The sequence below is a fragment of the Streptomyces sp. ME02-8801-2C genome (genome assembly GCF_033793965.1).
Classification (GTDB): Bacteria; Actinomycetota; Actinomycetes; order Streptomycetales; family Streptomycetaceae; genus Streptomyces.
Window position 1 is genome coordinate 714,747 of the sequence record NZ_JARAXP010000002.1, and the last position, 21,239, is coordinate 735,985.

The 21,239-nt window shown below is 70.1% G+C and carries 16 protein-coding genes; 13 read left to right on the forward strand and 3 right to left on the reverse strand.

Features of this window, described 5'->3' with window-relative positions; all coding sequences use genetic code 11:
- Positions 1-12 precede the first annotated feature (12 nt).
- Both PV396_RS07640 and PV396_RS07645 read left to right on the forward strand, forming a co-directional pair.
- The gene (locus tag PV396_RS07640; RefSeq protein ID WP_319201716.1) at positions 13-711 is read left to right on the forward strand and encodes a sugar transferase; all 699 of its coding nucleotides are present in this window, start codon (positions 13-15) and stop codon (positions 709-711) included.
- The gene (locus PV396_RS07645) at positions 696-1,643 is read left to right on the forward strand and encodes an NAD-dependent epimerase/dehydratase family protein (RefSeq protein WP_319201718.1); all 948 of its coding nucleotides are present in this window, start codon (positions 696-698) and stop codon (positions 1,641-1,643) included. The genes PV396_RS07640 and PV396_RS07645 overlap by 16 nt, the downstream gene beginning before the upstream one ends.
- A 14-nt stretch (positions 1,644-1,657) precedes the next feature.
- Here PV396_RS07645 and PV396_RS07650 read toward each other — a convergent pair whose 3' ends face one another.
- Positions 1,658-2,626 carry a class I SAM-dependent methyltransferase gene (locus PV396_RS07650; protein WP_319201720.1) on the reverse strand — a complete coding sequence of 323 codons (969 nt, stop codon included), beginning with the start codon at positions 2,624-2,626 and terminating at the stop codon, positions 1,658-1,660.
- 328 nt (positions 2,627-2,954) lie between these two features.
- Between PV396_RS07650 and PV396_RS07655 the strand changes: the two genes are divergently transcribed.
- The 7 genes from PV396_RS07655 to PV396_RS07685 all read left to right on the forward strand — a co-directional run bounded on the left by PV396_RS07655 (position 2,955) and on the right by PV396_RS07685 (position 11,570).
- Entirely contained in the window at positions 2,955-4,139 is a 1,185-nt protein-coding gene (locus tag PV396_RS07655) for a glycosyltransferase family 4 protein (protein ID WP_319201722.1), read from the forward strand.
- 34 nt (positions 4,140-4,173) lie between these two features.
- Positions 4,174-5,499 (forward strand): UDP-glucose/GDP-mannose dehydrogenase family protein, encoded by a 1,326-nt coding sequence (locus PV396_RS07660; protein ID WP_319201725.1) that lies wholly within the window; start codon positions 4,174-4,176, stop codon positions 5,497-5,499.
- Between the two features lie 16 nt (positions 5,500-5,515).
- Positions 5,516-6,493, forward strand: coding sequence for a UDP-glucuronic acid decarboxylase family protein (locus PV396_RS07665; RefSeq protein WP_319201727.1), 978 nt, complete (start codon positions 5,516-5,518; stop codon positions 6,491-6,493).
- Positions 6,490-7,557 (forward strand): glucose-1-phosphate thymidylyltransferase, encoded by a 1,068-nt coding sequence (locus PV396_RS07670; protein WP_319201729.1) that lies wholly within the window; start codon positions 6,490-6,492, stop codon positions 7,555-7,557. The genes PV396_RS07665 and PV396_RS07670 overlap by 4 nt, the downstream gene beginning before the upstream one ends.
- On the forward strand, positions 7,554-8,549 hold the full coding sequence (gene rfbB / locus PV396_RS07675; RefSeq protein ID WP_319201731.1) for a dTDP-glucose 4,6-dehydratase: 996 nt from the start codon (positions 7,554-7,556) through the stop codon (positions 8,547-8,549). The genes PV396_RS07670 and rfbB overlap by 4 nt, the downstream gene beginning before the upstream one ends.
- Positions 8,546-9,451, forward strand: a complete 906-nt coding sequence (gene rfbD / locus PV396_RS07680; protein WP_319201733.1) for a dTDP-4-dehydrorhamnose reductase — start codon at positions 8,546-8,548, stop codon at positions 9,449-9,451. The genes rfbB and rfbD overlap by 4 nt, the downstream gene beginning before the upstream one ends.
- 289 nt (positions 9,452-9,740) lie before the next feature.
- Complete coding sequence (locus tag PV396_RS07685; protein ID WP_319201735.1) at positions 9,741-11,570, forward strand: glycoside hydrolase family 15 protein; 1,830 nt, start codon at positions 9,741-9,743, stop codon at positions 11,568-11,570.
- 67 nt (positions 11,571-11,637) lie between these two features.
- Here the strand turns inward: PV396_RS07685 and PV396_RS07690 are convergent, their stop codons facing one another.
- Both PV396_RS07690 and galE read right to left on the reverse strand, forming a co-directional pair.
- A complete protein-coding gene (locus PV396_RS07690; protein WP_416071352.1) occupies positions 11,638-14,823 on the reverse strand; it encodes a putative bifunctional diguanylate cyclase/phosphodiesterase in 3,186 nt (1,061 codons plus the stop codon).
- Between the two features lie 110 nt (positions 14,824-14,933).
- Complete coding sequence (galE, locus tag PV396_RS07695; protein ID WP_319201738.1) at positions 14,934-15,992, reverse strand: UDP-glucose 4-epimerase GalE; 1,059 nt, start codon at positions 15,990-15,992, stop codon at positions 14,934-14,936.
- 809 nt (positions 15,993-16,801) lie between these two features.
- Between galE and PV396_RS07705 the strand changes: the two genes are divergently transcribed.
- The 4 genes from PV396_RS07705 to PV396_RS07720 all read left to right on the forward strand — a co-directional run bounded on the left by PV396_RS07705 (position 16,802) and on the right by PV396_RS07720 (position 21,100).
- The gene (locus tag PV396_RS07705; RefSeq protein WP_319202302.1) at positions 16,802-18,916 is read left to right on the forward strand and encodes a xanthine dehydrogenase family protein molybdopterin-binding subunit; all 2,115 of its coding nucleotides are present in this window, start codon (positions 16,802-16,804) and stop codon (positions 18,914-18,916) included.
- Positions 18,917-19,004: 88 nt separating this feature from the next.
- Positions 19,005-19,466 carry a (2Fe-2S)-binding protein gene (locus PV396_RS07710; RefSeq protein ID WP_319201740.1) on the forward strand — a complete coding sequence of 154 codons (462 nt, stop codon included), beginning with the start codon at positions 19,005-19,007 and terminating at the stop codon, positions 19,464-19,466.
- Between the two features lie 329 nt (positions 19,467-19,795).
- On the forward strand, positions 19,796-20,353 hold the full coding sequence (locus PV396_RS07715; RefSeq protein ID WP_319201742.1) for a sigma-70 family RNA polymerase sigma factor: 558 nt from the start codon (positions 19,796-19,798) through the stop codon (positions 20,351-20,353).
- A gap of 90 nt (positions 20,354-20,443) precedes the next feature.
- On the forward strand, positions 20,444-21,100 hold the full coding sequence (locus PV396_RS07720; RefSeq protein WP_319201744.1) for a hypothetical protein: 657 nt from the start codon (positions 20,444-20,446) through the stop codon (positions 21,098-21,100).
- The last annotated feature ends 139 nt before the right edge of the window (positions 21,101-21,239 follow it).

Here is a 21,239-nt window from a genome sequence, read left to right on the forward strand (position 1 = left end):
GTTCTGCCGCCCATGACTCCAGTGCGGCTCACGGTCCCGCGGCGAGCCCTGGATGTCATCGTCGCCGTGGCGCTGCTTCTCCTTCTGTCGCCACTGCTGCTGTTCCTGACCGTGCTGGTGTACATCACGAGCGGCAGGCCGACGATCTTCTGCCAGCAGCGAATGGGGGAAGGCGGACACGAGTTCACGCTCTACAAGTTCCGCACCATGCGACCTGACTCCACCGGTCCCTCGCTCACCAGCGGCTCCGACCCGCGCGTGACCGGCCCGGGGCGGCTGCTCAGGCGTTTCGCCCTGGACGAACTGCCGCAACTGTTCAACGTCCTGCGCGGCGACATGACCCTGGTGGGCCCACGTCCGGAGCCCGCCGACCTGGCCCGCCGCTTCCCGCCCGAGTACCAGTGGATGTTCCGCCATCGCCCCGGGCTCACCGGGCCGTGCCAGCTCCGTTCGCGCTCACACGCGGCGCTGCTCAACGGCATGCCGGATCCGGAGGAGTACTACCTCACCGTGATGGTTCCGCGCCGTGCCGCGATGAACGCGGAGCTTCTGGCGGACATCACCCTGACCACTGTCCTGCACTACATCGCCCGAACACTGTGGTACCTCCTGTCCGCCGCCTGGGACCGTGCGGGAGGCTCCTCGGACCGACCGGGCAGGAATGCGGCAGGGCGTACCGAGGAGGACCGATCCTTATGCGTGCCGTCGTGACCGGGGCTGCCGGATTCATCGGCTCCCACCTGTGCGAGCACCTGTTGTCCTGCGGCGACGAGGTGACGGGCGTCGACGCGATGACGGACTTCTACGATCCCGTGCGCAAGCGGGAGAACCTCGGCCCGCTACTCGGCCGCGACCGGTTCACCTTCCGGCAGGAGGATCTGCTGGTGGCGCCACTGGAACCGGTGTTCGCTCACGCCGATGCCGTCTACCACCTCGCGGGCCAGCCCGGCGTACGTGGTTCCTGGGGCCCGGAGTTCACCTCCTACGTGGAACGCAACGTCCTGGTCACCCAGCGCGTGCTGGAGGTGGCCCGCGCCACCGGACTGCGCCGGCTGGTCTTCGCCTCCAGTTCGTCGGTCTACGGGGACGCCGAGTCGTACCCGACCGGCGAGACCCTGCGACCCAGCCCCGTGTCCCCGTACGGCGTGACCAAACTGGCCGCGGAGCACCTGTGCGAGACCTATCGCACCGCTTTCGGCGTTCCTGCCGTCTCCCTGCGCCTGTTCAGCGTCTACGGCCCCCGGCAGCGACCCGACATGGCGTTCTCCCGGCTGGTCACCGCCGCCCTCACCCAGCGGCCGTTCCCGCTGTACGGAGACGGTGAGCAGAGCCGCGACTTCACCTATGTCGCGGACGTGGTGACCGCCATGCGAGGCGCCGCGCTCTCCTCTTGGAGCGGTGTGGCCAATGTCGGCGGCGGCTCAGAAGTGACGATGAATCAGGTCATCGGCCTGCTCCGGCTGTTGGGCGCGTCCGTCCGTGTGGTCCGTATGCCCCGCCGACCCGGCGACGCCCGCCGTACCGCTGCGGACATCACGCTCGCACGCGAAGCCTTCGGGTACCTGCCCGCGACGGACGTACGGCACGGACTCGCGGCGATGGTGGAGGCTGCGCGCACGGGCCGGCCGGTGCCCGCCGCATGACCTCCTGGACGGCCTCAGGCGGTCGTCTGCGCGCCGCGGTAGTAAGCCACGATCTCCGCGGCCGACATCTCGGCGTCCCGTTTGCGGCCCAGGAAGTAGTAGGCGGGGGCATCGTCCATCGCGTAGCTCGCCGGGACGAGGCGGTCGAGGATCCGCAGCCAGCACATCAGACCCCGCGCCACGCGGCCCGCGAGGTCGGAGCGGGTCAGCCCGCGGACCAAGTGGTCGGTGCTCCACAGCAGTTGGGTGCCGGGGCCTGCGACGGGCCCGGCGGCGAGTTCCTCGAACCGCCGGAAGAGATAGCGGTGGCCGCTCGCGGTGAACCGCGTGAAGTCGTACGCACCGGCGTGCACCTGTTGCAGGAAGGGAGTCTCCGCGTAGACGAGTCCGCCGTCCCTCAGGACGCGGTGGATCTCGGCGACGACCAGCGCCGGGTCGAGTACGTGTTCCAGTACGGCCTGCACCAGCACCGCGTCGACACTGGCCGAGGGCAGCGGAACCTGGTGGGCGTCCGCGACGAACTGGGTCATCGGACTGGCGACGATGTCGAATCCGATCACCTGGACACGGGGATCGCGGTAGACGGCGTCCACACCGTTGCCGGCCGTGGCTCCGCCGACTACGAGCAGCGTCGGCGCGGGGCCGGGAAGAGCCCGCAGCAGCAGATCGACGTTCTGGGGCGCGACACGGTTGGGCGGCTTCCAGACGCGGGCCAGCGCGGCCGGCAGACGATCGGCGCGGCCGGCGGGAATCGGACGCGTGAGGTCGGTACCTGCCCCGGTCGCGACTTCCTCGCGGCTCAGAACGCTGCGCTCGAAGTCGACGAGGACCGGCCACCTCCCGCTCACGGGGAAGCCCGCTGACGCCTGGTACGGGCAGTCGGGCGACGTGCAGTGCAACCCGCCGCGCGCATCCGCCAAAGTGGACCGGCACCGCGGACACACCAGCAGATGCCTGACGCGTTCCAGTTCGATCAGGGCCATACGCGCTCCTCCGATGGGCGGGCCCCTCCTCGGGCCAGTATCGACGCCCCGTCCCGCGGCGGCATCCGGAGCGGCGGCTGTGCTGCTTCGTACTTGATTGCCCTGGCTTGACCTGCCTCCAGGTGAGAGAGAGCATGTATGTATACGTCGTAAATATACGCATTTGAACGGTTTGGGAAGTGGTGATGGGACGATGTCGAACCGAGCTCTCGCGGCCGCGACCAGTCGGCCGAGCGGTGCGCCCGCCTGGCCCGCACCGCCGCCGCGCGTGGCACCAGGGGACCGGTTGCCGTCCGAGCCGGTTCTGCCACGGATCAAGGTGCTCCATGTGATCACCCGCTTGCAGGGGGGTGCCGGCGGCAACACCCTGCTGTCGGCCGTGGGCATGGACCCCGGCCGGTACGAGGTGTGGATCGCGGGCGGGCAGGGTGGTGAGCTGTGGGACCGGGCGCGGGCAGCGGGGGTGCGCACGGTCGAGATACGGGAGTTCCGCCACGTCCTCACCCCCAAGGACATCCTCGTGCTGTGGCGGCTGGTAAGCCTCGTCCGTCGGGAGCGCTTCACGATCGTGCACACCCACTCCGCGAAGGGCGGCTTCCTCGGGCGCCTGGCCGCATGGCTGTGCCGCACACCAGTGGTGGTGCACACCTTCCACGGCCTCAGCTTCCACGACCGCATGCCCCGTACCCGACGCATCGTGTACCGCTGCCTGGAACGGGTGACGAGGCGTTGCGCCCACCGCTTTGTCGCTGTGGCGCCGCGTGTGGCGCGACAGGTCGTCGAGGAGCATCTGGCCCTCCCCGGCAGTGTCCTGGTCGTGCCGTCGGCGGTGGAGCTGGAACGCGTCCCCGACGGGTTCGATCCGGTCGCACCGCACGCCCTCGGCGCGCCGCCCGGAGCGACTCTCATCGGAACCGTCGGACGGATCGACGCTCAGAAGGCCCCCCTGGACTTCGTCCGGATGGCCGCCACCGTCCATGCGAAGTTCCCGGACACGGCCTTCGTCATGATCGGCGACGGACCCCTGGAGGAGGGTGTCCGGCGACTCGCCGCGGAACTGGGCGTCGAGATAATGCTCGCAGGTCATCGCCCGGACGCCGCCGAGCTGGTGGCCGCCCTGGACATCTTCGTGATCACATCCCTCTACGAAGGACTGGGCCGCGCGCTCACCGAGGCCCTGGCTGCCGCTCGCCCGGTGGTCGCGACGGCCGTCAACGGAGTTCCCGATCTGGTGGAGCACGGCGCCACGGGTCTGCTCGCGGAACCGGCCGACCCGGAGGGCCTCGCGACGGCGGTCGGCTGGCTGCTCGAAAACCCCGAAGACGCCGCCCGGTTGGGGCGGCAGGGACGAGAACGTGTACGGGGGTCCTTCGCGCCGGAGACCATGTGCGCCTCCCTCGACGCCTGTTACCGCGACCTGCTGGGCCTGCCGAGGACGTGGCCGGCCCGGACAGCCGCCCCCAGCCATCACCCCACCGCGCCCGCCGATCCGGCGCGGGCGTACACAGCGTGACATCCGCGCCATCCCAACGGCCTCGGAGATTGATATGCGTTTGACAGTCATCGGTACCGGTTATGTCGGAGCGGTCCACGCCGCCTGCATGGCGGACATCGGCCACGAGGTCCTCGGCGTCGACATCGACGCGGAGAGGATCGCCGCGCTCACCAGCGGGAGGCCGCCCTTCTACGAGCCAGGCCTCTCCGAGATGCTCGTGAAGGCGGTGACCACGGGCAGGCTGAGCTTCAGCACCTCGCTCGCCGAGGCCGCCTCGTTCGCCGACACACACTTCATCTGCGTCGGCACCCCGCAGCACCCCACCACGGGCGCTGCCGATCTGAGCCACGTCGAGGCCGCCGTCAACGGCCTGGCGCCCTACCTGCACGACAGCGGGTACGAGCGGATCCTGGTGGTCGGCAAGTCCACCGTGCCGGTCGGTACGGCGGACCGGCTGGCAGGGCGGCTGCACGCGGCCGCTCCGCGCGCCGAACTCGCCTGGAACCCGGAATTCCTTCGTGAGGGCTGCGCGGTCCAGGACACCCTGCGGCCGGAACGCCTCGTGGTGGGCGCCCGCTCAGAGCAGGCCGAGGCGCGACTGAGGGAGATCTACGCGCCCCTGCTGGATGGCGGCACCCCGTTCATCGGCACCGACCCGGCCACCGCCGAACTCGTCAAGCTGGCGTCGAACTCCTTCCTCGCCACCAAGATCTCCTTCATCAACGCCATGGCCGAGATCTGCGACGTCACGGGCGCCGACGTGCTAACGCTGGCCGAGGCGATGGGCCAGGACTCCCGTATCGGCCCCCGTTTCCTGGCTCCCGGCCTCGGTTTCGGCGGCAGCTGTCTGCCCAAGGACATCCGGGCCTTCACCGCCCGCGCCGAGGAACTCGGCCGGGGCGAGTCGGTGGCCTTCCTCCGGCAGGTCGACGAGATCAACACACGGCAGCGCAGCCGCACTGTCGACCTCGCTCGGCAGCTCGTCGGCGGGAGCTTCGCGGATCGCAACATCGCGGTCCTGGGGGCTGCCTTCAAACCCCGCAGCGACGACGTACGGGACTCGCCGGCGCTCGCGGTCGCGGACGCGGTCCGGCGCCGGGGAGCCCAGGTCCGCGTACACGACCCCGAGGCGGTCGACAACGCCCGGGCGGCATACCCTGCGCTCCAGTTCGCCCTGGACGTGGCCAAGGCGTGCGAGCAGGCCGATGTCGTCCTGCATCTCACGGAATGGCCCCAGTACCAAGAACTCGACCCCGTCGCCCTCGCCGCGGTGGTGCGCACCCCGGCCATGGTCGACGCGCGCAACACCCTCGACCCGGCGGCCTGGTGTTCCGCGGGATGGACGCTGCGCGCGCTGGGCCGTCCGCGGCTCGGCTGACCGGAAGGAGGAGCCCATGCGTGTCGTGGTGTCCGGAGGAAGCGGCTTCCTGGGATCGCATCTGTGCGAAGCGCTGCTCCGCAGAGGTGACAGCGTCTGCTGCCTGGACAACTTCTCCTCGGGCAGAGCGGTCAACATCGCCCACCTCGTCCGCGAGCCCGGGTTCACCTGCACGTCGTGCGATGTCGCGAGCCGGTTCAGGATCTCCGGGGACGCCCACGCGGTGGTGCACCTCGCCAGCCCCGCTTCGCCGTTCGACTACAACAGTCATCCGCTGGAGACGCTGGCCGCCGGCAGCCGGGGAACGGAGAACATGCTGCGGCTGGCAGTCCGGCACGGAGCACGCTTCGTCCTGGCGTCCACCAGCGAGGTCTACGGCGACCCCGTGGTGCACCCGCAGGACGAGGAGTACTGGGGACACGTCAATCCCATCGGCCCCCGCAGCGTCTACGACGAGGCCAAGCGTTTCGCCGAGGCCCTCACCATGGCGTACCGCCGCAACCAGGGCACCGATGCCGGAATCGTCCGGATCTTCAACACGTACGGCCCTCGCATGCGAGCGCACGACGGCCGGGTGGTCTCCAGCTTCATCAGGCAGGCCCTTGAAGGGGAAGCGCTGACCATCTTCGGAGACGGCAGTCAGACACGCAGTTTCTGCTACGTCGACGACATGGTCCGCGGCTTGGTGGCCATGATCGATTCGCCTCAGCCGGGCCCGATCAACCTCGGCAATCCGAGGGAGCGAACAGTGCGGGAGCTGGCGGAGCTGGTGTTGCAGGTCACCGGATCGGACAGCGAGCTGCGGTTCCTTCCGCTGCCCGTCGACGACCCGGTCCGCCGACGCCCTGTCATCACCCGTGCGCGTGAAGGGCTCGGCTGGCACCCGCGGGTGCCCCTGGGAGAAGGGCTGCGGCACACCGTCGACTGGTTCGTGTCGCAGCCGGACACGCGCGTACGACCGCGGCAGCAATCCGCAGTGGGACGGCAATCATGAAAGCACTCGTACTGTGTGGCGGAGCGGGCACCCGGCTTCGTCCCATCACGCACACCTCGGCGAAGCAGCTGGTGCCGGTTGCCAACAAACCGGTCCTGTTCTACGGCCTGGAGGCCATCGCCGCCGCAGGTGTCACGCAGACCGGCATCGTGGTCGGGGACACCGAGCGCGAGATCCGCGAGGCGGTCGGCGACGGGTCCCGGTTCGGCCTGGACGTGACCTACCTTCCGCAGGAGGTCCCCCTGGGGCTCGCCCACGCCGTCCTGATCGCCCGGGACTACCTGGGCGACGACGACTTCGTGATGTACCTCGGCGACAACTTCATCGTCGGCGGCATCTCCGGCGTGGTCGACGAGTTCCGACGCGAGCGGCCCGAAGCGGCGATCCTGCTGACCCATGTGTCCGAGCCCAGCGCCTTCGGCATCGCCGAACTCGACACGGCCGGCCGGGTGGTGGGTCTCGACGAGAAGCCGCAGGAGCCCAAGAGCGATCTGGCGCTGGTCGGCGTCTACCTCTTCACTCCCGCCGTGCACGAGGCCGTACGCGCCATCGAGCCTTCCCGGCGCGGCGAGCTGGAGATCACGGACGCCTTGCAGTGGCTGATCGAGCAAGGCCGGGACGTACGCTCCACGACGATCTCGGGGTACTGGAAGGACACCGGGAACGTCACCGACATGCTGGAGGTCAACCGCTCCGTCCTGGAAACGCTCGAACCACGGATCGACGGCAGCGTGGACGAGGCGAGCGAGATCATCGGCCGGGTCAGGATCGAGGACGGCGCCAAGGTGTTCACCAGCCGAGTCGTCGGCCCGGCAGTCATCGGCGCCGGAACCGTGATCGCCGACTCCTACGTCGGACCGTTCACCTCGATCGCCGAGGACTGCCGTATCGAGGAGAGCGAGATCGAGTATTCGATCGTGCTGAGCCGGGCGTCCATCGTCGGCATGCGCAGGATCGAGGTCTCACTGATCGGTCACCACGTCGAGGTGACTCCCGCCCCCCGTACCCCCTCCGTGCACCGCCTGGTGCTCGGCGATCACAGCAAGGTGCAGATCCCCTCATGACCACGACCCGCATCCTGGTCACCGGCGGCGCCGGGTTCATCGGCTCCCACTACGTCCGCACGCTGTTGGGCCCGGACGGTCCGCCCGGCGTGGCGGTCACGGTGCTCGACAAACTCACCTACGCCGGCAATCCCGCCAACCTGGACGAGGTACGCGACGCGGACGGCTTCGCCTTCGTGCGGGGCGACATCTGCGATCCGGAGCTCGTCGGTAAGCTGGTCTCCGAACACGACCAGGTGGTGCACTTCGCCGCGGAGTCCCACGTCGACCGGTCCATCCTGGACGCCGCCGCGTTCATCCGTACGAACGTGCTGGGTACCCAGAACCTGCTGGAAGCGGCCCTGCGCCACGGCCTCGGCACGTTCGTCCACATCTCCACCGACGAGGTCTACGGATCCATCGCCGAGGGCTCCTGGCCCGAGACCGACCCCTTGCAACCCAACTCGCCCTACGCCGCGTCCAAAGCGGCATCGGACCTGCTCGCGCTGGCCCACCACCGCACCCACGGCCTGGACATACGCGTGACCCGGTGCTCCAACAACTACGGGCACCACCAGTTCCCCGAGAAGGCCGTCCCCCTCTTCATCACCCGTCTGCTGGAAGGCAGGCCGGTGCCGCTGTACGGCGACGGCCGCAACATCCGTGACTGGATCCACATCGACGACCATGTGCGGGGCATCGAACTCGTCCGTACCGGCGGCCGCCCCGGCGAGGTCTACAACATCGGCGGCGGCAACGAGCTGGCCAACCGGGAACTGACCGAGTTGCTGCTGCGCGAGTGCGGCGCCGACTGGAAGTCGGTGAGGTTCGTCGAGGACCGCAAGGGTCACGACCGCCGCTACTCGGTCGACTTCACGAAGATCCGTACGGAACTCGGCTACGCACCGCGGAAGGAACTGGCCACGGGCCTCGCGGAGACCGTCGACTGGTACCGGACCCACCACTCCTGGTGGGAGCCGCTGCTCCGACCGGCTGAGAGGCGGGCGGCATGACCTGCGAGTGGCTCGTCACCGGAGCGGACGGCATGCTTGGCCGGGAACTCGTCTCCCGGCTGAAGGCCGGCAAGGTGAAGACTGTCGCCGCGGACCACCGTTGCCTGGACATCACCGACGGTGACGCGGTGCGCGAGACCCTGGACCGGTACCGCCCCGCGGTCGTGGCGAACTGCGCCGCGTGGACGGACGTGGACGCGGCGGAGTCCCACGAGGCGGAGGCACTCGCCGTGAACGGTCACGGTCCGGCCCGTCTCGCCGAGGCCTGCGGTGTCCACGGCACGATCCTGCTCCACGTCTCCACCGACCATGTGTTCCCCGGTGACAGCGACAGGCCGTACCGGGAGACGGACGACCCGGCGCCGCGCACCGCCTACGGGCGGACCAGGCTCGCCGGGGAACGGGCCGTCCTGGCGACACTTCCGGGGACCGGTCACGTGGTCCGTACGGCTTGGCTGTACGGGGCGGGAGGCAGCAACTTCGTCCGTACCGTGATCAGACTGGAGGCGGTCCAGGACATCCTCCACGTCGTCGACGACCAGTGGGGGCAACCCACCTGGACCGGGGATGTCGCCGACCGGCTGATCCTGCTGGGGAACTGCGCGCGGGAGGGCACCGCGCCGCCCGGTGTGTACCACGCGACCAACAGCGGTCAGGCGACCTGGAACCGTCTGGCGTGTGAGGTGTTCCGGCTGCTGGGCGCGGACCTGGCGCGGATACACCCGGCGTCCAGCGCCGCCCTGCCGCGTCCCGCGCCTCGCCCCGCGTACAGCGTCCTCGGCCACGGCCGCTGGTCGGATGCCGGGCTGCCGACGCTCCGCCACTGGTGTTACCCCCTGGTGGAGGCGTTTCCCGCTCTGTTGGCCGCCGAACGCGGCCGGCGGGCACGGCACGCCGTGTAGGAGAGCAGCACGGGCCCGGTCGATGCCGGGCGTCGCGTTCAGCGGATGGATGCCGTTGCTCGCGCCGTGGTGCGCACCCCTCGGAACAGAGGCAGACGACGCTGTACTCGGCCGGGCTCGTTCCCGGCCGGTCAGGCCGTCCACCTTGTGGTGCAGCCATGGCGGTCGGGAGCGCGGGCCACGGTGTGCGCCCTCTGCACATACGAGGGGAGAAAAACCGCCCGTGCCAACCGGCCGCGATCGCCGTATCCTGGAGAGTGGCAAAGTGCATGACGGCGTAATCGGGATCATGAATGCACGCATCGAGGATTACGCCCTCATCAGCGATCTGGAAACCGCCGCCATGGTCGGCAGGAACGGGTCCGTCGACTGGCTGTGTCTGCCCCGTTTCGACTCACCGGCCTGTCTGGCCGCGCTACTGGGTACGGAGGACAACGGCTTCTGGCGGGTCGCTCCGGTCGCTGCACCCGCAACCTGTACCCGCCGCTCCTACCGGCCCGACACGCTGATCCTGGACACCTGGTGGGAGACCGCGGCGGGAGCGGTCCGGATCACCGACTTCATGCCGCCCCGCGTCGGCCTGCCGTGCGTCGTCCGCGTGATCGAGGGCCTGTCGGGTGCCGTGCCCGTACGCAGCGAACTGCGCCTGCGCTTCCACCAGGGCCGCGTGGTGCCCTGGGTCAGGGTCACCGACGGCTCCACCGTCGCGGTCGCCGGGCCGGACTCCGTCTGGCTGGGCTCGGACCGCCCCGTGCGCGCCCTCGGCAAGGACGGCTCCACGGTCCTCGACGTCACCGTCCTGCCCGGCCAGCGGCTCGCTCTCACCCTGGTGTGGTCGCCCTCGCACCGCCCCGAGCCGCCCGCGTCGGTGTCCGTCCCGGCGGAGTCGATGCTCAAGGAGACCGACGACTTCTGGCGGCGTTGGGCGGGCCAGTGCCGCTACCAGGGGCCGTGGCGGGACGCCGTGGTGCGCTCGCTGATCACCCTGAAGGCGCTCACCTTCGCACCCACTGGCGGCATCGTCGCCGCGCCGACCACCTCGCTGCCCGGGTGCATCGGCGGCGAACGCAACTGGGACTACCGTTACTGCTGGCTGCGCGACTCCACGCTCACCCTGTCCTGCCTGCTGCGCAGCGGCTACCGGGACGAGGCGGCGGCCTGGCTGGACTGGCTGGTGCGGGCCATTGCCGGTGACCCGGCCGGCCTGCAGACCGTGTACGGCCTCGGCGGACAGCGGCTGCTGCCGGAGACCGAGGCGCCCTGGCTGCCCGGCTACGAGGGTTCGCAGCCGGTACGGTTCGGGAACTCCGCCGTCGGCCAGTTCCAACTGGACGTGTACGGCGAGGTCCTGGACGCGCTGTACCTGTCCCTGCGGGCGAGGATTCCCATGCCCGCCCATGTGTGGGACCTGGTCGGAGAGATGATGGGCTTCCTGCAGCGGCACTGGCGGGAACCCGACAAGGGCCTGTGGCAGGTGCGGGGGCCGCGCCGGCAGTTCGTCCACTCCAAGGTCATGGTGTGGGTGGCCGCCGATCGCGCCCTGCGCATGGGGGAGTTGCTGGGCCGCAACGGATCCTCGGCCGAGTGGCGGGCCATGCGGGACGAGGTGTACTGGCAGGTCCTCCGCCAGGGCTGGGACGCGGAGCAGCGGTCCTTCGTCCAGTCCTATGGTTCCGCCGACCTGGACGCCTCGGCCCTGCTGATGCCCCGGCTCGGCTTCCTTCCCGCCGGGGACCCGAGGGTGCTGTGCACCGTCCGCGAGATGCAGCGGCTGGACCACGGGGGGTTCCTGTGGCGGTACGCGCCGGGCGGTGACGGCGCGCACGGGGTGGACGGCATGCACGGCCGCGAGGGTGCGTTCGTGGCGTGCTCCCTGTGGTACGCCGACGCGCTCGCCGCGACCGGGCACACCGAACATGCCGGCGAGGTCTTCGAGCGGGTCCTCGCCGTCCGCAACGACGTCGGACTGCTGTCGGAGCAGTGGGACCCGGACGCCGGACGCCAGATGGGCAACGCACCGCAGGCGTTCAGCCACATCGCCCTGGCGGAGACGGCGTTCGCTCTGTCAGCTGCGCCCTCCCGGAGTCCCCGTGGCCGGGAAGCGTCCGGCCGGCATTGATCCGGGCCACCGCCGGCCGGTCGCTCGGTGGCGTGAACCGACCACGGGGTTACGCCGGCCACTGGGATCACGCCCGGCGCTGCTCGCGGCCGGACTCCGACGAGTCCGCAGGTCGCCGTGGTGCTGCCGCGCCGGACAGAGGGTCGTCGGGCCGGCGCAGGATGGCCCTGCTCTCCTCCAGGTTCATCGGCGGGGCGAACAGATATCCCTGTCCGAACTGGCAGCCGATGGAGGCGAGCAGCTCGCGTTGTGCCTGTTCCTCGATGCCCTCGGCGATCACCTGCAGGCCGAGGGTGTCGGCCAGGTGGACGATTCCCTCGACGAGGGCGACCTGCTTGGGGTCCTCCGGGACATCGTCGATGAACGTTTTGTCGATCTTGAGCACGTCGATCGGGAACTCCCGCAGATAGCGCAGCGAGGAGAACCCGGTGCCGAAGTCGTCGACCGCGATGCGAACCCCGAGGTCCTTCAGCGTCCGAAGGAGTGCGTCGATGTGGTCGTCCCGCCTCATGAGCACCGACTCGGTCAGCTCCAGCTGCAGTGAGTCCGGGTGGAGGCCGGAGATGTCGAGGGACCTGCGCACCTCGTCCAGGAAGCCCGTGTCCCGCCATTGGCGGGCGGACACGTTGACACTGACGTACGGCAACGGTGCGGGCAGTGGGGTCCGGTTCCGCAGTCGGGCGATGTCGGCCGTGGCGTGCCGTAGTACCCAGGCGCCCAACGGCGTGATCTGCCCGGTCTTCTCGGCGAGCGTGATGAACTGGAGCGGTGGGACCGTCCCGCGCCGGGTGTGCGGCCAGCGGGCCAGAGCCTCGAAGCCGACGACCTTGCCCACGGTGATGTCCACCACCGGTTGGTAGAGCAGGTTGAACTCCTCGTGGGCGATCGCCCGGTCCAGGCGCGCCCGCATGTCGTGGCGCTCCGCCATGTTGTCGCGCAGATCCGGCTGGAAGCGGCGCCACTGGCGCTTGCCCGCGCTCTTGGCCGAGTACAGGGCCAGATCGGCGAGGGCCAGCAGCTCTTCGGGGTCCGCGCTGTCCCACGCCGTGGCCACGCCCACGCTGGCGGAGACGTCCACCGAATCGCCGGACAACTGGAAGGGCCGGTTGAGGCTCTGGATCACCTGTGCGGCCAGAAGTTCGGCATCGACGGGCTGCCTCGCGCCCTCCATCAGCACCGCGAACTCGTCACCACCCAGACGCGCCGCGGTGTCGGTGCGGCGCAGCGTCCTCGACAGGCGCTCTCCCACTGTGGCGAGGAGCTGGTCGCCGACCGAATGGCCCAGCGTGTCGTTGACGATTTTGAAGTCGTCCAGGTCGATGAAGAGGAGACAGGTGAGAGTCGACTCCCGGCGGCCGCGCAACAGGGCGCGCTCGGTCCGCTCCAGCAGGAGTGTCCGGTTGGGCAGACCGGTCAGTGAATCGTGGAAGGCCCGCTGGGTGAGTTCGTGCTCCAGCTGACGCTGTTCGGTCACGTCCCGGAGGGTGATCACCAGTCCGCCGACGGTCCTGTCCTGCCGCAGGTCACGGCACCGCACCTCCACTTCGATGTGGCTGCCGTCATTCAGCACCCACCAGTAGTCATGGGCCTCCTCCTGCTTGTTGCTGCGCAGGACCCCCAGCGTCCGGTGCACCCGGCCGCGATCCTGCGGATCCACCAGCTCCGCCAGGGCCGTACCGGTCAGTGCGGCGTTGCCGAAGACGGCTTCGGCGGACGGACTGGCGTAACGAACGGTTGTGTCGTCGTTGAGGATGAGGATGACGTCCGAGGCGTTGCGCACCAGAGTGCGGAAGTAGGCCTCGCTCTCCTTCCGGGAGATCTCCCGGCGGAGCGCCGCACGTTCCGCCGCCAGCCCCGCGTACGAGGCCAGGATCTCCAGCGTGCCGCGTATCTCGGTGAGTTGCTGCTCGGGTCCCGCCGCCAGGAGTACACCAGGGAGCTCTCCGCCGGCCGGGCGGTCGGGCTGGACCATGGGGCACACCAGGGCGGCCGACAGGTCGCCGAGCCGGCCGGCGATGTCCGGCCCGAGCTCCGGGACGGTGACGATGAGGGTGCCGGGGAGCGCGGTGGTGGCCTGCGGGCTGCCGTCCGTGGCGGTGTTGCGCCGTTCGACGGGCGACCGCGCCAGAAGGGTGTACAGCCGCAGGGCCTGCTGGGCCGACAGCAGCATGCTCGCGTGCCGGACCCTCGGCCCGAACAGTGCCGTGACCGCCGTTTCGCAGGACTGTTCGATCTCCTGCGCTCCTTCTGCCGCGACGAGTGAGGCGGTCGCCATGCGCAGTGTCAGTTCACGTGCCGTGGCCTTGCGGTGTGCCACGATCATGCCCGCGAGCCGGAGGATCACGAGCACGAACAGGAGGCTGGAGAAGGCGGCAAGCGCTGTCGCGTCGTGGACGGTGCCCAATCGTTCCTCGAAGAGCAGGATCGCGGGCGCGGCCAGCGTGGCCGCGGCGAGCAGCGGGAGCCGGTGCCAGAGCGGGAGGGGGGACAGCGGCCGGCGTTCCGGCTCGGTCAGGTCTCTCATGGAGGGGTGCAGCCCGGCCAGTCCCCAGGCCGTGCAGAAGACGAGCCAGCCGGAGTCCAGCACCGTGCCGGCTTCCCATGAGCCGTCGAGCCGTAGGAGCCCGTAGGCGATGTCGAGACCGAGCAGTGTGACGGTGCCCAGGGCGAGCAGCCGCAGGGAGCGTTCGTGGCCGGAGACGCGGCCGGGGACGAGTAGTCGGACCAGCGTCGCCAGCACCAGGACGTCGCCCAACGGGTAGGCGATGCGGATCGCGCGCTGCTCCCACGTCAGGCCCTCCAGCACGGTGAGCGGCTGCACCAGGTAGACCCAGACCGGCAGCGCGAGCCCGGCCGTGATGATCAACGAGTCCAGCAGGCTGGGCAGGTCACGATCCACCCAGCGGAACCGGACGAGGCCGAACAATCCCCCTGCGAGGAGGGGGTATACGGCGAGGTGGCACGCGTCCGCCGGCGACGGGAACGGATCGGAGGCCTGAAAGTACTGTTCCTGCACGTTGCCGTAAGTGCCGCCTGCCGCGAAGGCCAGCAGCCCGGCGGCGAGCATCAGCCAGGGCCATCGGTGCGCCGGCCGATTGATGTGGACACCGGCGAGAACGGCCGCGGTGCCTCCCAGGCTCATGAGGGCCCACATGGGCGTTTGCAAGCCGGGAATGGTCAGGTAGAGAGTGGTGGCGCCCACGGCCGTCGTGACGTAGACAACCATCAGCCGGTGGGCCAGCAGCAATCGCAAAGCGAGCCTCCCCTGCTCGGAGGAGGCCGGGCGCGAACTACGCGTTCGACCTGGTCCTTCTTCACGATCGTAGGCATGAGAGGCGCTCGCTGCACCTCGGCACCGGTCGGTCAGCACTCCTTCGACCCGGGCCGCCGGGGAAACTCCGCGTAGCCGTGGGGATTGAGCCGCTGGAAACGCCAGGCGTCCCGGCACATGTCGTCGACGTTCCTGAGAGGGTGCCAGCCCCAGGCGCGCGCCACGGCGGAGGCGTCGGCGACGAGTTCGGCCACGTCGCCGGGGCGGCGCGGCGCGACCTCGTACGGAACGGGTCTGCCGCACGCCTTGGAGAACGCGGAGACGACGTCGAGGACCGAACTGCCGTGGCCGAGGCCGAGGTTGTACACGTGCATACCCGGGGCGTCGGCGAGGTGGTCGAGCGCGACGCGGTGTGCCTCGACGGTGTCCAGGACGTGGATGTAGTCGCGGATCGCGGTCCCGTCGGGCGTGGGGTAGTCGCCCCCGTACACGCGCAACTGTTCCCGCCGGCCGACGGCCACTTGCGCCAGGGACGGCATCAGGTTCTCCGGCGTCCCCCGCGGGTTCTCGCCGAGCAGTCCGCTGGGGTGGGCGCCGACCGGGTTGAAGTACCGCAGGCACAGCACGGTGTACTCGGGACGTCGGCGGCAGACGTCGGCGAGGATCTGTTCGCAGGCCCACTTGGAGGCCGCGTACGGATTGGTGGGCCGGGCGGGGGTGGCTTCGTCGAGCGGTCCGTGTCCGGCGTCGCCGTAGATCGAGCAGGAGGAGGAGAACACGAGCTGGTGCACGCCGTGCTCGTGCATGGTCCGCAACAGGGCGGTCGTGCCGCCGACGTTGGTGTCGTAGTACTCGATGGGCATCCGTGTCGACTCGCCCACCGCCTTGCGCGCGGCAAAGTGCACGACGGCGTCCACGGAGTGGCGGTCGAAAACGGCCGAGAGGGCATGTCGATCACGGATGTCCAGCTCATAGACGGCACCGACGAAACGGCCGGCGATCCGCTCCACGCGGGCGAAGACCTGTGGTGTGCTGTTGGAGTAGCTGTCGATCACGATCAACTCATAGCCGTGGTCGAGCAGTTCGACACAGGCGTGACTGCCGATGAAGCCGGCTCCGCCGGTGACGAGGACCGTTGACGGTGCACTCATGGGCGTGGCTCCTTTGTGCGCGCGGCGTCGGTCCGTGTTCACCGCACCTGATCGGCCCCGGGCCGTGGCACATGTCGCGCAGAAGGTGTGACGGTCACGGTTGGCGGCGACGACAGGAACCGGAGGGCGCCGGTTCACTGCGCGTCATGGCGCGATGCCCCTGAGCGCGATACCAGACACTGTATGTTTGCGGTGTATATATACGACTCTGCGCCTCTTGTTCCTGGACGTCAAGGCCCGCCGCTGGCGGAAAAACATCGCCGGAGAGGGCGCGGAGGCGGTCACGCCGAGCGACGTACGCGAGACATCACCCAGAGGTGCCGCGTCGGCGACGACAGCCGCCATGGACGACCGGGCAGAGCGTGCGCCCGGTCACGGCCCTGAGGGTGCCCGACCGTCCGCCGCCGCGGCCCCACCGGACGGACTGAGCCCGCGGGCAGCGGACGCCGCGCGGCACTTTGGTGGTGCCCGCCACGCGTCCGGCATCCGGATGTCCAGCGGCACCGCGTCGGGACGTTCCCGTCGTACGGTGTCGACCGTCTCGCCGTCCGCGGTGATCGCGACGACCTCGACGTCGTCTCCCGGCCTCTGGACGGCGAAAGCCCCGGTGGAACGCCCCCCGTGCGCGCCACTCCAGTCATCTGAGGGGAGGCATCCAGCCGGTTCGGTGGGAGGGTTCGCGGACCGACCGGTCCCGGCACGCAACCACGAAGCCCTCCGGCACCTCATACAGAGGAGACGCACGCAGCGGGCGAAGCGATGGGCCGACAGGAGTGGCGATGGAGCGGCAGTGGTCCCGTCGAAGGTTCATGGTCTACTCACTGGCGGCGACCACCCTGACCGTGGCCGCCCCGATCGGCTGCGACACGTCCTCGGCGGAGGGCGCCGAACGCCGGGCGGCGGACGTAAGCGCGCGCTCCGGTGTCGTGGTGACGGGCACCGACGACGAGATGCTGGTCCTGGAGGTCACCGCGGCGAACCGGGTGGTCGTCCGGCTGCCACGCGTCGAGGTGGGCCAGGGCGTCACCACCGCGATCGCCATGATGATCGCCGAGGAACTCGACGCCCGGCTGGCCGACGTCGACATCCCCCTCGCCGACGCCCGCACCAAGGGAAACCAGTACACCGGCGGTTCGAACTCGGTCAGCTCGCTCTACGGACCGGCCCGGGCGCTGGCCGCCACCGCGCGCGCCCGGCTGGTGACCGCGGCCGCCCAGCGCTGGCGGCTGCCCGCGCGCACACTGCGGACCCGCAACACCATGGTGGTCGCACCGGACGGGCGTACCGCCACCTTCGGATCGCTGACCGCGACCGCCGCGAAGGTCACCCGGCCGAGGGTGTCCAGCAAGCCCAAACCCGCCTCCCGGTACCGGGTGATCGGGAAGCCGACGACCCGGATCGACGCGCGGGACATCATCACCGGCAAGGCGCGGTACGCGGGCGACCTGAAGGTGGCCGGCGCGAAACCGACCGTGGTGGCCCGGCCGCCGACGCTCGGCGGGAAGATCCGCACGGTCGACGACCGCGCGGCCCGCGCCATGCCGGGCGTCCGCGCGGTCGTACGGGTCGCGGGCGGAGTCGCCGTGGTCGCGGACACCTTCCACCACGCCTTCAAGGCCCGCGACGCACTGCGGATCACCTGGGCGCCCGGCCCGCTGGCCGCGCTCTCCGACGCGGTCATCAGGTCCCGGCTGCGCGCCGCCGTCCCGCGCCTGGGCGCGGCGCCGAGCGGATCGACACAGGTGGCGGGGGAGTTCGAGTTCGCGTTCGTCGGGCATGCCCCGATGGAGGTGCTGACCGTGGTGGCGGACGTCCGCGCGGACCGCGCCGAGCTGTGGTTCTCCACCCAGACGCCGATGGACGCGCGGGACGCCGTCGCCTCGGCGGTCGGACTGCCGCCGTCGAAGGTCAAGGTCCATGTGATGCGGGGCGGCGGCTCGTTCGGACGCCGGCTGAACTACGAATTCGCGATCGAGGCCGCGCTGGTCGCCAAGGCGGCCCGCCGGCCGGTCAAGCTGATGTGGAGCCGGGGCGACGACCTGCGGCACGGCGCGATGCGCCCGGCCACCCACCACCGGATCAGAGCCAGCCACAAGAGCGGCCGGGTGGTGGCCTTCGCCCACGCGACGGCCTCGGTGAGCGAGGCATGGGAGCGGGAAGGCACCTCCGCGCAGGGCGGGGTGACGTCCGTGGTCGCGCAGACGGGACGCATCCGGGAGGCAGGCCCGCTGCCCAGCGACAGCGGGCTGTACAACTTCGGGCGGCTGTCCGGGGATTGGGGCGGTGTGGAGCTGGCGGCGATACCGCTCGGCGCCTGGCGCTCGGTGGACTCCGGGACGACCCGGACCGTCGAGGAGATCATGGTCGACGAGATCGCCCGCAGCCTCGGCAAGGACCCGGTCGCCTTCCGGCGCACCACACTCCGGAGCAGGGCCGTACGCGCGGTACTCGACAAGGCGGCGTCCGCCGGGAGTTGGGGGCGGACCATGCCGGCCGGACACGGGCAGGGCATGGCTGTCCACGAGGAGTACGGCTCCTGCGTGGCCTGCCTGATCGAGATCGACGCCACCGACCCGAAGAACCCGCGGGTCACCAGGGCGGTGATGGCGGCCGATGTCGGAACCGCCGTGAATCCACGCGGACTTGAGGCTCAGCTCATGGGCACCACGATCGACGGCATCTCCACCGTGCTGCGGGCCGGCCTCCACATCGACCGGGGCGCGGTGCGCGAGGGCAGCTTCGCCGACTTCCACTACGCCCGCCAGCGGCACGCCCCCCTGCACTTCGAGGCGCACATCATGCCGTCCAAGGGGGACCCCGGCGGGGCCGGGGAGCTGGGGGTGCCGGCCGCGGCGGGCGCGGTCGCCAACGCGTACGCCCGGGCCACGGGCACCAAGCCCCGACGCTTCCCGCTCAACTTCTGACGGCCGGCCTCTCCGCTGCCCTCTTCCCGACCTCACCCGCACCCACCCGATCCCACCCCACTGCGACCTCGCTTCCGAGAGGGTTCCGATGCCCCGCTACACCTTCGTCCTCAACGGCAGACCGGTCACCGTCGAGGCCCCGGCAGACATGCCGCTGCTGTGGGTGCTGCGCGACCTGCTGAATGTGACCGGCCCCAAGTACGGCTGCGGGGTCGGGGTCTGCCGCGCCTGCACCAGTCATCTCGACGGCGCGGAGATCCAGCCCTGTGTCGTGCCCGTCGCCGACTGCGTGGACCGCAGGGTCACCACCATCGAGGGGCTGGCCGACGGCGACACCCTGCACCCCGTCCAGCAGGCGTGGCTCGACCGGGACGTCGCGCAGTGCGGCTTCTGCCAGCCGGGGCAGATCATGGCCGCGGCGGCGCTGCTCCGGCGCACGTCCGAGCCGACCGACGCGGACATCGACGCCATCGAGAACGTCTGCCGCTGTGGCACCTACTCACGGATCCGCGAAGCCATCAAACAGGCCGCAGCCAGGACCGAGGGCTGACCTGCGAGGCAGAAGCAGGTCGGCCGGTATTGGCGAGTTCATCTCCTCGATGGCCGATATGGGTATGCTGCCACGGAAAGATTCCATCGGTCTGATCCTGATGTGACGTTTCTGCAGCAATGCACCGCGCCAATGGCTGTGCGTGTTTTATAGCACGATGCGTTGTGCGGCGGATATGGTTCCCCGGTTTTCCATTCGGATGAGTGGTAAGCAATCGGCTCGGTTTGTCCATTGGTTGACCCGGACAGTCCTTTCTCGTCGGGTTTGGGGATAGGCCGTGCGAATATCTTGGATTCGCACCAAGGGAGCATTTCGGGGCCGTGTACTGCATGAATTCGGAAGACTGTGCAAACGAGTTCGTAATCGGCGATGGGAAAATTCTTCGGGAGTTGTCCTGGGGAGAGATCGCCGGCCACCAGGAACGACTGATGAGACTGGTCCGCCGGCGGCTGCCGACCGCCCAGGACGCGGAGGACTGCGTCCAGGAGGCGATGTTGCGGGCGGCGGCCCACGACAACCTCGACCGGGAGCGGATCGGGCCCTTTCTGACCTCGGTCGCGCTGCGCCTGTGCGTCGACCACTACCGCGAACTGGAGCGCAGACGACGGCTGGTGGGCCGTACCGCGCACGTCAGCAGGCCCGTGCTGCCGGACGAGGACGTGTGCGACGAGGACTTCGGACGCTGGCTGCTGCGTCAGGTCCAGCAGCTGCGGGGCCGTGAGCGCCAGGTCATGCTGGCCCGCGCCGACGGCATCTCCACGATGGAGTTCGCCCGTATGCACCGGATCTCCCTGAAGGCGGCCGAGGGCGCGTTCACCCGGGGGCGGGCACGGCTGCGGCTCGTGTGCGCCCAGACGCTGGACGGGGCCCCGGCGCACCACAGGTAACGGACGGCCGAAATGCGATTCGGTGTGCGTCCGGCCTCTTGTGAACGACTTCCGGGTTACGGGAGTTCAGTCGACAAGGAAGGCATCGCAGTGGGCAGGAACAATACACAGGACACGATCAAGGATTTCATCGGCGATATCGCCGACAGTACGAAGAAAGCCTTCGACGACATTCTCGACCGAAGGGGTGACGAATACCGTGCCACGGACTGGATCTCCGCGGGAAATCCGTACCAGGCGCTGAACGGATTGCCCGGGGACGTACTGCGAACCGTCAGTGCTCTCTCCGCGCTCGGCGGCGTGGCAAATCCCGTGGCCGCACTGGCGAATGCGGCAGGGGCCGCCGCCGGAGTCGGCGCCGCCAATCCGCTCGCCGCTCTGGCGGGCGCGGCCCCGAACCCGCTGGCAGCCCTCACCGGCGCGCCCTCGAATCCCCTGGCCGCTCTCGCCGGAGCGGCCCCCAACCCGCTGGCCGCTCTGACCGGGGCGGCCCCGAACCCCCTCGCCGCGCTCACGGGCGGGGGCGCCAATCCGCTGGCCGTGCTCGGACAGGTGGCGGGCGGCGCGTCGTCGGCCGTGTCGGGAGCGGCCGACATGGCGGAGGGGCTGGCGGCGCTGCCGCGTCAGATTGCCCAGCTCTCCGAGCTCGTCGCGAACCTGGTCGGCGTCCTGGAGAGCGTCCAGGGCGTCGCCGGAGCGGTGACGGGCGGTGGCGGCCGGGCACCGGCGGCGAGGAAGAGCGGCTGACGGTCAGCGGCTGACGCAGGGCAGCCGACAGACGGCTGACCACGGCAGCCGACGGCGGGGCGGGGCCGGTCCCGCCCCGCCGGGTCGGCCACCGCCCCCGCCCCCGCCCTCGCCCACTCCCGCACCGCATACGCACACG

Excerpts from the sequence above, each read along its gene's own strand:
- rfbB (WP_319201731.1), top strand. The coding sequence starts at position 7,554 with ATGACCACGACCCGCATCCTGGTCACCGGCGGCGCCGGGTTCATCGGC.
- PV396_RS07715 (WP_319201742.1), top strand. The coding sequence starts at position 19,796 with ATGAATTCGGAAGACTGTGCAAACGAGTTCGTAATCGGCGATGGGAAA.
- galE (WP_319201738.1), bottom strand. The coding sequence starts at position 15,992 with ATGAGTGCACCGTCAACGGTCCTCGTCACCGGCGGAGCCGGCTTCATC.
- PV396_RS07705 (WP_319202302.1), top strand. The coding sequence starts at position 16,802 with ATGGTCTACTCACTGGCGGCGACCACCCTGACCGTGGCCGCCCCGATC.
- PV396_RS07665 (WP_319201727.1), top strand. The coding sequence starts at position 5,516 with ATGCGTGTCGTGGTGTCCGGAGGAAGCGGCTTCCTGGGATCGCATCTG.
- PV396_RS07640 (WP_319201716.1), top strand. The coding sequence starts at position 13 with ATGACTCCAGTGCGGCTCACGGTCCCGCGGCGAGCCCTGGATGTCATC.
- PV396_RS07660 (WP_319201725.1), top strand. The coding sequence starts at position 4,174 with ATGCGTTTGACAGTCATCGGTACCGGTTATGTCGGAGCGGTCCACGCC.
- PV396_RS07645 (WP_319201718.1), top strand. The coding sequence starts at position 696 with ATGCGTGCCGTCGTGACCGGGGCTGCCGGATTCATCGGCTCCCACCTG.
- PV396_RS07710 (WP_319201740.1), top strand. The coding sequence starts at position 19,005 with ATGCCCCGCTACACCTTCGTCCTCAACGGCAGACCGGTCACCGTCGAG.
- PV396_RS07670 (WP_319201729.1), top strand. The coding sequence starts at position 6,490 with ATGAAAGCACTCGTACTGTGTGGCGGAGCGGGCACCCGGCTTCGTCCC.
- rfbD (WP_319201733.1), top strand. The coding sequence starts at position 8,546 with ATGACCTGCGAGTGGCTCGTCACCGGAGCGGACGGCATGCTTGGCCGG.
- PV396_RS07685 (WP_319201735.1), top strand. The coding sequence starts at position 9,741 with ATGAATGCACGCATCGAGGATTACGCCCTCATCAGCGATCTGGAAACC.
- PV396_RS07650 (WP_319201720.1), bottom strand. The coding sequence starts at position 2,626 with ATGGCCCTGATCGAACTGGAACGCGTCAGGCATCTGCTGGTGTGTCCG.